14 protein-coding genes are annotated in these 12752 nt (G+C 40.9%); 9 read left to right on the top strand and 5 right to left on the bottom strand.

Annotation, left to right across the window (positions count from 1 at the left end; all coding sequences use genetic code 11):
- The 8 genes from DF216_RS04805 (at position 1) to DF216_RS04770 (ending at position 5217) form a co-directional block, all read left to right on the top strand.
- The gene (locus tag DF216_RS04805; protein ID WP_129326152.1) at positions 1-207 is read left to right on the top strand and encodes a helix-turn-helix transcriptional regulator; all 207 of its coding nucleotides are present in this window, start codon (positions 1-3) and stop codon (positions 205-207) included.
- Positions 207-410 (top strand): hypothetical protein, encoded by a 204-nt coding sequence (locus tag DF216_RS04800; protein WP_129326137.1) that lies wholly within the window; start codon positions 207-209, stop codon positions 408-410. The genes DF216_RS04805 and DF216_RS04800 overlap by 1 nt, the downstream gene beginning before the upstream one ends.
- Complete coding sequence (locus DF216_RS04795) at positions 407-757, top strand: PspC domain-containing protein (protein ID WP_129326136.1); 351 nt, start codon at positions 407-409, stop codon at positions 755-757. Before DF216_RS04800 ends, DF216_RS04795 begins: the two co-directional genes overlap by 4 nt.
- An 18-nt stretch (positions 758-775) precedes the next feature.
- On the top strand, positions 776-1477 hold the full coding sequence (locus DF216_RS04790) for a DUF3169 family protein (RefSeq protein ID WP_129326135.1): 702 nt from the start codon (positions 776-778) through the stop codon (positions 1475-1477).
- A 9-nt stretch (positions 1478-1486) separates the two neighbouring features.
- On the top strand, positions 1487-2128 hold the full coding sequence (locus DF216_RS04785; protein ID WP_129326134.1) for a CPBP family intramembrane glutamic endopeptidase: 642 nt from the start codon (positions 1487-1489) through the stop codon (positions 2126-2128).
- A 17-nt stretch (positions 2129-2145) separates the two neighbouring features.
- A complete protein-coding gene (locus DF216_RS04780) occupies positions 2146-2376 on the top strand; it encodes a hypothetical protein (protein ID WP_129326133.1) in 231 nt (76 codons plus the stop codon).
- Between the two features lie 158 nt (positions 2377-2534).
- Positions 2535-4298, top strand: coding sequence for an aspartate--tRNA ligase (aspS, locus tag DF216_RS04775; RefSeq protein ID WP_129326132.1), 1764 nt, complete (start codon positions 2535-2537; stop codon positions 4296-4298).
- Positions 4276-5217 carry a YitT family protein gene (locus DF216_RS04770; protein WP_000806299.1) on the top strand — a complete coding sequence of 314 codons (942 nt, stop codon included), beginning with the start codon at positions 4276-4278 and terminating at the stop codon, positions 5215-5217. Before aspS ends, DF216_RS04770 begins: the two co-directional genes overlap by 23 nt.
- Before the next feature lie 33 nt (positions 5218-5250).
- On the opposite strand, the gene DF216_RS04765 is transcribed toward DF216_RS04770, so the two are convergent.
- From DF216_RS04765 to DF216_RS04745, 5 genes are all read right to left on the bottom strand, one after another.
- Positions 5251-6237 carry a LacI family DNA-binding transcriptional regulator gene (locus DF216_RS04765; protein WP_001145418.1) on the bottom strand — a complete coding sequence of 329 codons (987 nt, stop codon included), beginning with the start codon at positions 6235-6237 and terminating at the stop codon, positions 5251-5253.
- Between the two features lie 9 nt (positions 6238-6246).
- Complete coding sequence (locus DF216_RS04760; RefSeq protein WP_000938242.1) at positions 6247-7047, bottom strand: DUF1189 domain-containing protein; 801 nt, start codon at positions 7045-7047, stop codon at positions 6247-6249.
- Positions 7048-7226: 179 nt separating this feature from the next.
- Positions 7227-8069: a sugar ABC transporter permease gene (locus DF216_RS04755; RefSeq protein WP_001065649.1), complete on the bottom strand. Its 843-nt coding sequence runs from the start codon at positions 8067-8069 to the stop codon at positions 7227-7229.
- Between the two features lies 1 nt (position 8070).
- Entirely contained in the window at positions 8071-9363 is a 1293-nt protein-coding gene (locus tag DF216_RS04750; RefSeq protein ID WP_000414951.1) for a sugar ABC transporter permease, read from the bottom strand.
- Between the two features lie 112 nt (positions 9364-9475).
- Complete coding sequence (locus DF216_RS04745; RefSeq protein WP_084938754.1) at positions 9476-10747, bottom strand: extracellular solute-binding protein; 1272 nt, start codon at positions 10745-10747, stop codon at positions 9476-9478.
- Positions 10748-11221: 474 nt separating this feature from the next.
- On the opposite strand from DF216_RS04745, the gene malQ reads away from it, so the two are divergent.
- Positions 11222-12739: a 4-alpha-glucanotransferase gene (gene malQ, locus DF216_RS04740; RefSeq protein WP_129326131.1), complete on the top strand. Its 1518-nt coding sequence runs from the start codon at positions 11222-11224 to the stop codon at positions 12737-12739.
- Positions 12740-12752: the final 13 nt, after the last annotated feature.

The following is a 12752-nucleotide window of genomic DNA, read 5'->3' as shown; positions in this document are numbered from 1 at the left end:
ATGCAACTAAAAAATCGTCTAAAAGAGCTTCGAGCTCGCGATGGTCTCAACCAAACCGAACTAGCCAAGCTAGCAGGGGTCTCTCGACAGACTATCAGTCTGCTTGAGAGGGATGAATATACCCCGTCGGTTGTGATCGCCCTGAAGATTTCACAGATATTCAATGAACCAGTCGAGTCGGTATTTCGTATAGAGGAGGATGAATAATGAATAAGTATAAAGTGATTTATTATATAGTTGCTATAGCTCTAGTAGTCAGCGTGTTTCTATTGATTGGGATAGACTTAGGCTGGTTTAATCCCTATCAAAGTGACCAATTTATTTGGGCCTATTTTACTCTCATACCAGTAATTGAATGGATTGAAAAGAAATCAAAAAATCTAGCAAGTGAAAAAGGAGAAGGAATATGAAAGAATTTTTAGCAGGTTTTCAAGTAGATACTGAGAACAAAGAACTTGCAGGTGTCTGTGCAGGTTTAGGAAATTATTTTAATATCAAGACTAACGTTATCCGTTTAGTAGCAATTTTGTTGTTTCTTTCGTCAACAGAGTTTGGGATTTTAACAGTCATCCTATATGCTTATCTAGCAGGCTGGCTTGGGAGAGATCCTTTAAGAGAAGGGGCGAAAAAAGCAAGAAACCAAGCTATTCTCTTGTTTGCTGTTTGTTTGATTTTAGTATCACTTGGAACAGAGGGTTTGACAGCAATTTATGAATCAGGAAAAGCTTTTGGTCAGTGGTTAGTTGGATTGGTGTAGTTTAGAAAGAAGATGAATATGAAAAAGAAACATTTATTAATTTTGTTGGGGAGTGTACTGTTAGGTGTTTTATTGGGAATGATTGGTACTGGCTTTGCTAGTCTTCGTTCAGAAATTTCTAAAAATCAAGTACTGTTTGTTCTAGATGCCTTCTTTTTCTGGTTTGGGATTATTTCAACAATTTTAGCTCTTTATTTTACCAGAATGAGTCGTAAAGCCTACAATAACTACCAAAGAGAAGAAGACGACGAACAAAGTGAACAAGACTATATTAGGATGTATCGTTTCTTAGATTATGGTACAGTGGCTAATAGTACTTTGCTAATTAGTATGTTATTTAGCTTAGTTACCATGTTTCCTGGGTTTAGATTATCTTTATCTCCTTTTCTCTTAGCTATACTTGTAATTTTTGTGGGTAGCTACTGTCTCAATACGACTAGCTTGATCCGTAATTATAAACTTTCTATCATGGCAACTCCTAAGGAAATGTTAGAATTCCTAGATACTTATGATGAGGGAGAAAAGCAAGCAGAAATGGAGAATACCTATTTGACCCTGTTTAGATTAAACCAAATTTTACTCCCAGAACTTTATATTTTATTATTGGTGCTATCAATCATTTTACAAGAAATACAACTTGTTGCTTTAGTTCTTTTGGTTGTAATTCATCTTTACATCAATTTTGCGCAGTTACGCAAAACAAAACGTTATTTCAAATAGGAGATCTTTATGAAAATACTTAAAAATCTTGGCTGGTTTCTTCTAACTGTTCTATCCTTTTTCTTTGGTTATGGTCTGGTTCAGAGTATGGCACTGTCAGCTCTTGGACTAGGGGCTTCAATCTATGGAGTCTTGCCACTTTATATCGCCCTGTCAGGAGCCTATGTTTATGGAGTTTACAAGTGGTATCAGACAGAAAAGGTTAGCATCCAGACAACTGCTTTTAATCGTTATATCTGGTTGCCTACTCTGGTTTTACTAGTGGCTATTACAGCCCAGTTCTTTTTACCAGACGATCCGTCGACCAATCAACAAATCGTATCCCAACTGACAGTGGTACAGCCTGAATTTGGTTTCTTTATGGTAGTGGTCTTTGCTCCTCTGACGGAAGAACTCATTTTTAGAGGGATGCTGGCGCGCTACCTCTTTCCTAAGCAGGACAATAGCAAACAGACAGCTCTGTTTCTCCTCGTATCGAGTGTGCTCTTTGCCTTGATTCATTTTCCAGGGACTTTGCAACAGTTTTTAGTCTATGCTAGTCTGGGATTAAGTTTGGGTCTAGCTTATGTGAGCCGAAAAGGCCTTCTTTACAGCATTTCTTTACATGCTTTGAATAATTTAATCGGCTTTTTGATGATACTCATGCTATAATAGAGTCAGGAGGTCACATGAAACGAGTAATTTTATTAGCAGTGATACAGGCAGTTGTTCTCTTCTTTATCATCGGGGCACTTGCCTATGCCTTTAAAGGCGATTTCTTTTTCAACAATCTAGCAGTGATTTTTGCACCTATTGCAGGTGTCTTGCGTTTTGCTTCAGCTTATGCGACGGAGATTGTTCTGCCTAAAAAAGCGGCTGAAATCGCGGAAAAACGTAAAAAAGGTCAAGAATCAAAATAAGAAAATCCGATGGTGTCTTCATCGGATTTTTTGATGTTGTCATGATTTTTTAGCTCTTCGTTTTGATTTTTACAGACAACCAAACTTTTCTGCTGATTTTCATGAAGAGCCTGCGCTTTTATGGTAAAATAGTAACAGAATAAAAGAGGAGAGAAAACATGAAACGTAGTATGTATGCTGGTCGTGTTCGTGAGGAACACATCGGACAAGAAATTACCTTGAAAGGATGGGTTGGCCGTCGTCGTGATTTGGGCGGTTTGATCTTTATCGACCTTCGTGACCGTGAAGGAATCATGCAGTTGGTTATCAATCCAGAAAAAGTTTCAGCAGAAGTCATGGCAACAGCTGAAAGCTTTCGTAGCGAATTTGTCATAGAGGTGACGGGTCAGGTTGTGGCACGCGAGCAAGCAAATGATAAATTAGCAACGGGTGCAGTTGAGTTGAACGTGACAGCCCTGACAGTCCTAAACACCGCTAAAACAACCCCATTTGAGATTAAGGATGGCATTGAGGCCAATGATGATACGCGTCTACGTTACCGTTACCTTGACCTTCGTCGTCCAGAGATGTTGGAAAATCTCAAACTTCGTGCTAAGGTGACCCACTCTATCCGCAACTACTTGGACGAGTTGGAGTTTATTGATGTGGAAACCCCCTTCCTTTCTAAGTCAACGCCAGAAGGGGCACGTGACTATTTGGTGCCATCTCGTGTCAATAAAGGTCATTTCTACGCTCTTCCTCAAAGTCCACAGATTACCAAACAATTGTTGATGAATGCTGGATTTGACCGTTACTACCAAATCGTCAAATGTTTCCGTGACGAAGACTTGCGTGGAGACCGCCAGCCTGAATTTACCCAGGTCGACTTGGAAACATCCTTCCTTACAGAGCAAGAAATCCAAGATATTACAGAAGGCTTGATTGCGCGCGTGATGAAAGAAACCAAAGGCATTGAAGTAACACTTCCATTCCCTCGTATGAAATACGATGACGCTATGGCTCTTTACGGTTCTGACAAGCCAGATACCCGTTTTGACATGTTGCTTCAAGACTTGACAGCAGTCGTTAAGGGTGTGGACTTCAAGGTCTTTTCAGAAGCACCTGCAGTTAAAGCGATTGTCATTAAAGGGGCTGCGGACAACTATTCGCGTAAAGACATCGACAAGATGACCGAAGTAGCCAAGCAGTATGGTGCTAAGGGTCTTGCTTGGGTCAAGGTTGTGGATGGAGAATTAAACGGACCAGTTGCTAAGTTCTTGACGAGCATCCAAGGTGATTTGACTAGCACACTTGATCTTGAAGATAAGGACTTGGTTCTCTTTGTAGCAGATACGCTTGAAGTGGCCAATGCAACACTAGGCGCCCTTCGTGGCCGTATCGCCAAAGAGCTTGGCTTGATTGATAACGATAAGTTCAACTTCCTTTGGGTGGTTGATTGGCCAATGTTTGAATGGTCTGAAGAAGAAGGTCGCTACATGAGCGCCCACCATCCATTTACTCTTCCACAGGAAGAAACAGCTTACGAATTAGAAGGTGATTTGGCTAAGGTTCGAGCCATTGCCTACGATATCGTTTTGAATGGTTATGAGCTTGGTGGTGGTAGTCTTCGTATCAACCAAAAAGACCTTCAAGAACGCATGTTTAAGGCTCTTGGTTTCTCAGCTGAAGAAGCAAATGACCAGTTTGGCTTCCTTCTTGAAGCCATGGACTATGGTTTCCCACCCCACGGTGGCTTGGCTATCGGTCTTGACCGTTTTGTGATGCTCTTAGCAGGAGAAGAAAATATCCGTGAAGTCATTGCCTTTCCTAAGAACAATAAGGCAACCGACCCAATGACACAAGCTCCATCAACAGTCGCTCTCAAACAACTAGAGGAACTCAGCTTACAAGTAGAAGAAGATGAAACAAGCAAAACGAATTAAGCGGTGGCGCTATTATCTGCGCCGCTTTGCTTATCAGATAAAAATCTTACGAGTTTTACAAAGTATCTCTCGGGAAAAATATGATGAGAAAGTATCGGCTTCTCTGGTTTATGGCTTTCTGTCAGCAGTAGCAGTCAATTTCTTTTTTCAACCAGGACACGTTTACTCCAGTGGTGCGACGGGTTTGGCACAGATTATCTCTGCTTTGAGTAATCACTGGTTTGGTTTTTATATTCCGATATCGCTGACCTTTTATGCCATCAATTTTCCGTTGATGATTTTGGCTTGGTATCAGATTGGGCATAAGTTTACAATCTTTACCTTTATCACAGTATCCATGAGTTCCCTCTTTATCCAGCTTGTGCCAGTTGTGACCTTGACAGAGGATCCCATCATCAATGCTCTTTTTGGGGGTGTTGTCATGGGCTTGGGGATTGGTTTTGCACTCCGTAACAATATTTCTAGCGGAGGTACAGATATCGTCAGTCTCACCATTCGAAAGAAAACGGGTAAGAATGTCGGCAGTATTTCTTTCTTGGTAAATGGAACCATCATGCTGATAGCAGGTCTGACCTTTGGTTGGAAATACGCCCTCTACTCTATGATCACCATTTTTGTATCGAGCCGTGTGACAGATGCGGTCTTTACAAAGCAAAAACGCATGCAGGCCATGATTGTGACCAATAATCCTGACAAGGTAATCGCAAAAATCCATAAAAAATTGCACCGCGGAGCAACCATGATCCACGATGCAGAAGGAACCTATAATCATGAGAGAAAAGCAGTCTTGATTACGGTTATCACGCGAGCAGAGTTTAATGATTTTAAACACATCATGAAACAGGTCGATCCGACAGCCTTTGTCTCTGTATCCGAAAATGTCCACATCCTAGGACGATTCGTAGAAACAGACAATTAATAATACTCAAAAGACCAGCCTTGAGGCTGGTCTTTATTTTTCGATAATTTTGTGTCCAATCAACTGGCGGTAACAAATCTGTTTATTGTTTTTGGCATCGTTAATAATCTGGAGAATGGTTTCAAAGGAAACGCGCCCGAGTTCTAAGCTATTGATATCCACATAGGCTGCCAAGTTCAGTTTAGGGTTGACCGAGTCAAAGCTGAGGACAGGGACATCCAGTTGGTGTTTTGCGATGTAATCACAGACCCCTGCAGCAAGAAGGCTATCAATAGTAATAATAGCATCAATATTTGGATCATGCTCGAAGAGAAGTTTACTAAAGCGATAACCATTATCTTCAAGAAATTCGGTCGCAAAGTAGGTCAGATTTGGATCAATAGGAAGTTGGTATTGTTTAAGAGCTAACTCATAACCCATTAGACGATCTTGTGTTACGAAAAGTTTTTTGGTTCCTCCGATGAAGGCAATTCGCTTGCATCCTTTTTTGATGAAATATTCTGTTGCATCAAAACCTGCCTGGACATTGTCATTATCGACGAGCGGAATGAAGGGAGATAGAGATTTACCTAAGATAAGGAAAGGAAATTGCTCATCTGCTACTAGCTTAACCAAAGGATCTTCTTCTTGGGCATAGAGGAAAATCAAACCATCTACACGCTTACCATAGACCATCTGGGAAATAGCTTTGAGCCGCTCTTTTGCATCTTTCCCCGTTGCAATCTGAATAGCATAGTGGTTTTCAGACGCGACTTGGGCGATACCACGAAGGACAGATGGGAAGAAAGGATTTTGGTAAAAGGCATCCGAGTCATCAGGAAGCACCAGGCCGATAACTTGAGTATAGCTACTTACCAAGCTACGAGCATTGAGATTGGGGTGGTAGTTGAGCTCCTTCATCGCCTTGCGAACTCGTTTTTTGGTTTCATCACTAATCGTTGATTTGTTTTGAATAACGCGGGTAACAGTTGAAGGTGAGACACCTGCTGCCTTGGCCACGTCTTTAATCGTAACGGGCATAAAAATCTCCTATTTATGATAATCTGGATCACGGAAGTGTGTCTTGTAAAAAATGGTGACCAGATAAAGAACAAAAAGAATGTTTTGTACAGTGATAAGGGTTGCCATATTTTGGCCAAAAAGCCCCAAAATAAGCGTAATCAGAGTGGGTAATCCTAAACAGTTTAAGATAAAGTGGTAGCACTCTTTAAAGGTCCTAAATGAAAAGAGGCGTGATTTTTTGGTGATATAAAGGAGGAGACTAGCTCCAAGAGAGACAATGAAGAAATTCAATCCAAAGAGGAAGCTTGCACCAAGAACGAGAAAGAGACTGATATAGACCCGATTTTGTTGGTACCAATCTTTAGAAATGGCTTGGGTTAGATCTTCCTTACTCTGGAAACTCTCCGTTTGAATCGCGTGGTAGCGAATGCGAGTTAGTTCCTTACTTTCCTTACTGATGACGAGTTCTTCCGTATCAAAATGAAGTTGCAAGTCCTTTGGCAATTCTTTGTTTTGGCTTGGGCCAATTAAAAGAGAAGGCTGCTGATTCTTCGTACCTGAGTAGTTCAGCTTTCCATCAACGATTTGTGCATTCTCTGACAAGTCCATGATGGCTTCATCTGTCAGTGGAGTATAGACATTATCGATAAAGGTATCCAGTGGATACGTTTCCTGTGAGCTGTTTTGAATGGCAATCGGAACCATAGACAAACTGATGAGGAAAATGCTCGTAAAGAGAAGCTGAAACCAGTTGAGGCCGAAACGTTTTGATAGGGGCTTACGAAATCCCCAGATACTAGAGAAATACGAGAATGGATATGGAAGCATAGGCATCTTTCTAAAAGTGTTTTCTATATGAGTATTATTATATAGAGAAATGTGCTTTATTTCAAGTCTAGGAAATCAATTATATATTGAAATAGGGTTTCAATAAGATTTGTAGAAGGGTGTCCAATCTTGTAGCTTTAGCAACAAGCTCCAAAATGAAAAAGGGTGGCGGGGATAAATTATCCCTTGTCGCCACCACTTGTAAGTCCTGAAACAAAGTTCTTTTGTAAGAAGAAGAAGAGAATACAGATTGGAAGGGCGATGAGGATAGCACCTGCTGAGAAGTAGGCAATCTTCAAGTTTTTCACATTGCTGACAAAGGTCTGTAGACCAACGGCAACTGTAAAGTATTCTTTCTCACGAAGCAAGAAACTAGAGAGGATATAGTCTCCGAAAGGTCCCATGAAGGCCCAGAGCGCTTGTACTGCAACCATTGGACGAACGAGTGGGAGAACAATTTGCCAGAAGCGACGGAAGTGTCCTGCACCATCTAGTTTTGCTGATTCATCAAGAGACATCGGTACTGTGTCGAAGTAGCCTTTCATCAACCAAGCATTCATCGGGATACCTCCACCAACATAAAGGAAGATGAGGAACCAGCTTTGGTTAAGGGCATTCAACATAAGGGCCATAACGAAGAAGGCTGTCAAAGCGGCCATAGTTGGCACCATTTGGATGATCAAGAAGAAGACCAAACTTTGTTTACGAGCCAAGAAGTTGTAACGGCTGTAGGCATAACCAGCAAGTACGATGATACTTGTTTGAACAGCCATTGTAATCAAGGCGATAATCAAAGTGTTGAGGTACCAAGTGCCGTACAAGGTTTCAGTGAAGAGCCCTTGGAAGTTGGCAAAGCTAAAGTCGACGTTAGCATCTAGTTTAAAGGCTACCACGTTACCAGACTTGAAGGCTGACATAATGGTGATCAAAAGTGGATAAATAATGACGATTGATAAGCCAATCAAGTAGAGGTAAGTGAGGGTTTGAGTCAGTCTACGTTTGAGTTTGATTGAGTTATTCATCTTAGACGTCCTCCATATCAAATGCGTGTAGTTTCTTGAATGCGATCATAGAGATAGAGATGACAATGATAGAGATGATCAAGGTAACAGCTGCCGCCATAGAGTATTGAGGAGATGTACCTGTTGTCAAACGATAAATCCATGAGATCAAGATATCAGTTGAACCGGCTCCACCACCAACGCTACCAGGACCTCCGCCGTTGAAGAGGTACATGATAGAGAAGTTGTTAAAGTTGAAGGTGTATTGGCTGATCAATGTTGGAGCTGCAACAGCCAAAATCATAGGGAAAGTGATGTTGCGGAATTTTTGCCAAGCATTGGCACCATCGATGTAAGCCGCTTCGTAGAGGTCGTTAGGAATCGACTGCAAGATACCCAAAGTCAAAACGTAGATGTATGGGAATCCTAGCCAACCTTGCATCATAATCAAGGCAATCTTAGTCCAAGTTGGGTCTGTTTTCCAAGGGATAAGCGCTCCGTCAAGGAAAGGAAGGACCTTAGCCAAGATAGGCAATACTTGAGTGTTGATCGCTCCGACACTATCGTTAAACATGTTTGAGAATGTCAAGATAGTGATGAAGGCTGGAACAGCCCAAGGAAGAAGGAAAATAACACCAAAGATACGTTTTCCTTTGATAAATGGTTGGTTAGCAATGATCGCTGTGAAGATACCAATCACAATCTGCAAAGTAGAAGCAGACAAGGCCCAGATGATGGTCCAAGAAAGAACCGCACCGAAGGCTGAACGGAAGGTACTTAAGCTCCAGATATTTGTAAAGTTAGTCAAACCAACCCAGTCCAACAATTTGTTTGGTGGCAAGTGTTGGAAGTCATAGTTGGTAAAGGCAATCATCAAGGTTACGATAACTGGGAAGATAATTGCAAATGTCATTGCTACATACGATGGGATAATCAAAAGGTATGGGAATCCATTCTCATAAATACCTTTGATCATATCTTTAAAAGTACGTGGGACAGGAATTCCATTGTTAATACGTTTTGCGATTGTATATGCATCTTTAATATTTGAGAAATAAAAGAGCACATAAACGACTACAAAGATTAAATGGAAGGCACCACGAATCAGCATAAAGAGGGAATTATCACGACCTGGCTTGTCACCAAGAGTGATCAAATTGTGCAATTCCGGCGCAGCAAGTGCTAGGAAATAAAGAACAAATACGATAGTTACACCAAGGAATATAAAACCTTTGGCTTTTTGTTTATTGTAAATCTGTCCTAACCCAGGAATGATAGACAGCAGGGCTGCTTTACTAGGTTGTTGCTTTTCCATAATAACTCCTTTCATAGGATACTGGTTTTTAATCAAAAACTAAACTATATATGTTTTTTTATTGATAAATTCAAAGGGGGATTTGTATTCTCCCCCCTTGTAACGAATTCAATTATTCACCAAATTTTTGTTTGATTGTTTCTTTGATCAATGTTACAGCATCGTTAGCAGCTGTCTTAGCATCTTTTTTACCACTTACAGCATCAAAGAGCATTGTTTTAGCTGGATCCCAAACAGCTGACATTTGAGAAATGTTTGGCATTGGTTGAGCGTTCTTGAACTGTTTGATAACAGCTGTTGTCAACTCATCGTTTTTACCTTCAGCGTATGAACGAGCTTCAGTGTTAGCTGGGATTTCGTTAGTTGCATCGTAGAATGCTTTTTGTTGTTCAGTTGAAACAAGGAAGTCTACAAATTTTTGTGCAGCTTCAAGGTTCTTAGTGCTTGATGGGATGATCCAAGCTTTACCACCACCGAATGGTGTGTATTCTTTACCATTTGGAAGAGTTGGAATAGTAGCAACACCGTAGTTTACTTTAGCATCTTTGAATGCTTGAGCTTTCCAAGGACCGTCGATGATAGCAGCTGTTTTACCTTCTTGGAATTGAGTTTGGATCAAGTTTGCAGCACCTTCAGTATCTTGCATACCTTTAGGCCATTTTTCATACCAAGATTTAGCGTAGTTGACACCAGTGATAGAACCGTCGTTTGCAAGACCGATGTCTTTAGCGTCTTTACCGTTTTGTCCGAATACGTAACCACCGTTACCAGCAAGAAGTCCGTAAGCGTAGTAGAAGTTTGTCCAGTCAGCTAGGAATGCAGTAGTTTTGCCATCTTCACCAGCGAAAGCGTATTTGCTGTCTTTAGCAAGTTCTTCCAATTCAGCAAAAGTTTTTGGAGCTTCTTTGATCAAGTCTTTGTTGTAGTACATAACAAGAGACTCAATAACGGCAGGAGCACCGTAAACTTTACCGTCAGCAGCTGTTACAAGAGATTTAGTTTTATCATCTGTTTTAGCGCCGTCGCTCAAAGTAACTTCTGAAAGTTGTCCGTCAGTACCAAGGCTACCTACGCGGTCGTATGGTGCCATCATAACGTCAGCAGCTTGACCTGATTGGTTGTCAAGTGAAAGTTTGTCAAGTCCACCAAGTTGGTCACCTGATTTGATGTTAACTTTTGTACCTGATTCTTTTTCATAAGCTGCAGCAACTTTTTCAGCGTAGGCTTTGTATTGGTCTTCAACGTAGAAAGTGATTTCTTTTGCTTCAGATGAGCTAGTATCAGCTGCTTTATCAGCAGTTTTGCTTCCGCAAGCTACCAAAAGTAAGCTAGCAAGAGTAGCAGTTCCGAGCACAGCAGCGCTCTTCATGAATTTAGATGACATAGTGTATTCCTCCTAAAGAATAACAAAAATAATTTAATGAGAAAACGCAAACGTTTTCTTTTACGAACTTAGTATAGCACAAATAGAAAACGGTTGCAAGCGTTTTTAGGAAATTTTTTAAAAAAATTTTAAGGTTTCAAACATTTGTTAAAGCCCATATATAGGAAAGAACTTAAAATGTTTGTTTTTTTTGAATTGAAAATATATTAGGAAAACGATTGCGTAAATTCGGCTCGGTTTTTCAGAAAATAGAGCAGATATTGGGAATGAATTATCTTAAATCAGAAAATCTTTAAAATTTTTTCGCTTATTTCATAAAATATCAGTGGCAACAAGTTTTGTTTGATTAAAATAATTCAAAAAATTTTTTTAAAAACGCTTGCATTTGTTTTTGAAATGCGTTATACTTAAATTAACGCAAACGTTTGCGCCTTAATTGCGCAACGTTTTATAACAAACACATGAGGTGCTATTATGAAAAAACGTCAAAGTGGTGTGTTGATGCACATCTCTTCTCTGCCAGGAGCATACGGGATTGGATCATTTGGCCAGACTGCTTATGATTTCGTTGATTTCTTGGTTCGTACGAAGCAACGTTACTGGCAAATCCTCCCTCTTGGGACAACAAGCTATGGAGATTCTCCATACCAATCATTCTCAGCCTTTGCTGGGAATACGCATTTTATCGACCTTGATATCTTGGTAGAGCAAGGCTTGCTCGAAGCCAGTGATCTTAAAGGTGTTGACTTTGGTAACGATGCATCTGAAGTTGACTATGCGAAGATTTATTACGCACGTCGTCCACTTTTAGAAAAAGCAGTCAAACGCTTCTTGGAAGTGGGTGATGTCAAAGATTTTGAGAAGTTTGCTCAAGACAACCAATCATGGCTCGAACTCTTCGCAGAATATATGGCTATCAAAGAGCATTTTGACAATCTTGCTTGGACAGAATGGCCAGATGCAGATGCTCGTGCTCGTAAAGCTTCAGCACTTGAAAGCTACCGTGAGAAATTGGCAGACAAGTTGGTTTACCACCGTGTGACTCAATACTTCTTCTTCCAACAATGGTTAAAATTGAAAGCCTATGCTAACGATAACCACATCGAAATTGTTGGAGATATGCCAATCTATGTTGCGGAAGATTCAAGCGACATGTGGGCAAATCCACATCTCTTTAAGACAGATGCTAGTGGCAAGGCGACTTGCATCGCTGGATGTCCACCAGATGAGTTTTCTGCTACTGGTCAGCTTTGGGGTAACCCAATCTATGACTGGGAAGCAATGGACAAAGACGGTTACAAATGGTGGGTTGAACGCTTGCGTGAAAGCTTCAAAATCTACAACATTGTTCGTATCGACCACTTCCGTGGCTTTGAATCTTACTGGGAAATCCCTGCTGGTTCCGATACAGCGGCCCCAGGTAAATGGGTGAAAGGTCCAGGGTACAAACTCTTCGCAGCCGTTAAGGAAGAGCTTGGTGAGCTAAACATCATCGCAGAAGACCTTGGTTTCATGACAGATGAAGTCATCGAGTTACGTGAACACACTGGCTTCCCAGGAATGAAGATTCTTCAATTTGCCTTCAACCCAGAAGATGAAAGTATCGATAGCCCACACTTGGCGCCTGCCAACTCTGTTATGTACACAGGAACACACGATAATAATACGGTCCTTGGTTGGTACCGTAACGAGATCGATGATGCGACACGTGAGTACATGGCTCGCTACACTAACCGTAAAGAATACGAAACAGTGCCACACGCTATGCTTCGTACAGTCTTTTCATCAGTTAGCTTCATGGCTATTGCAACCATGCAAGACTTGCTAGAACTAGATGAGTCAGCTCGTATGAACTTCCCATCTACCCTTGGTGGAAACTGGTCTTGGCGTATGACTGAAGATCAATTGACACCAGCTGTTGAAGAAACTTTGCTTGACTTGACTACAATTTATCGCCGAATCAATGAAAATTTGGTAGAATTAAAGAAATAAGACATTATCAGGA

This window comes from Streptococcus oralis (assembly GCF_004127215.1).
Taxonomy (GTDB): domain Bacteria; phylum Bacillota; class Bacilli; order Lactobacillales; family Streptococcaceae; genus Streptococcus; species Streptococcus oralis_BD.
Note: the sequence above shows the minus strand (reverse complement) of the source record. Positions and strands in the feature narration are given on the sequence as shown.

Excerpts from the sequence above, each read along its gene's own strand:
- DF216_RS04805 (WP_129326152.1), top strand. The coding sequence starts at position 1 with ATGCAACTAAAAAATCGTCTAAAAGAGCTTCGAGCTCGCGATGGTCTC.
- DF216_RS04800 (WP_129326137.1), top strand. The coding sequence starts at position 207 with ATGAATAAGTATAAAGTGATTTATTATATAGTTGCTATAGCTCTAGTA.
- DF216_RS04795 (WP_129326136.1), top strand. The coding sequence starts at position 407 with ATGAAAGAATTTTTAGCAGGTTTTCAAGTAGATACTGAGAACAAAGAA.
- DF216_RS04790 (WP_129326135.1), top strand. The coding sequence starts at position 776 with ATGAAAAAGAAACATTTATTAATTTTGTTGGGGAGTGTACTGTTAGGT.
- DF216_RS04785 (WP_129326134.1), top strand. The coding sequence starts at position 1,487 with ATGAAAATACTTAAAAATCTTGGCTGGTTTCTTCTAACTGTTCTATCC.
- DF216_RS04780 (WP_129326133.1), top strand. The coding sequence starts at position 2,146 with ATGAAACGAGTAATTTTATTAGCAGTGATACAGGCAGTTGTTCTCTTC.
- aspS (WP_129326132.1), top strand. The coding sequence starts at position 2,535 with ATGAAACGTAGTATGTATGCTGGTCGTGTTCGTGAGGAACACATCGGA.
- DF216_RS04770 (WP_000806299.1), top strand. The coding sequence starts at position 4,276 with ATGAAACAAGCAAAACGAATTAAGCGGTGGCGCTATTATCTGCGCCGC.
- DF216_RS04765 (WP_001145418.1), bottom strand. The coding sequence starts at position 6,237 with ATGCCCGTTACGATTAAAGACGTGGCCAAGGCAGCAGGTGTCTCACCT.
- DF216_RS04760 (WP_000938242.1), bottom strand. The coding sequence starts at position 7,047 with ATGCTTCCATATCCATTCTCGTATTTCTCTAGTATCTGGGGATTTCGT.
- DF216_RS04755 (WP_001065649.1), bottom strand. The coding sequence starts at position 8,069 with ATGAATAACTCAATCAAACTCAAACGTAGACTGACTCAAACCCTCACT.
- DF216_RS04750 (WP_000414951.1), bottom strand. The coding sequence starts at position 9,363 with ATGGAAAAGCAACAACCTAGTAAAGCAGCCCTGCTGTCTATCATTCCT.
- DF216_RS04745 (WP_084938754.1), bottom strand. The coding sequence starts at position 10,747 with ATGTCATCTAAATTCATGAAGAGCGCTGCTGTGCTCGGAACTGCTACT.
- malQ (WP_129326131.1), top strand. The coding sequence starts at position 11,222 with ATGAAAAAACGTCAAAGTGGTGTGTTGATGCACATCTCTTCTCTGCCA.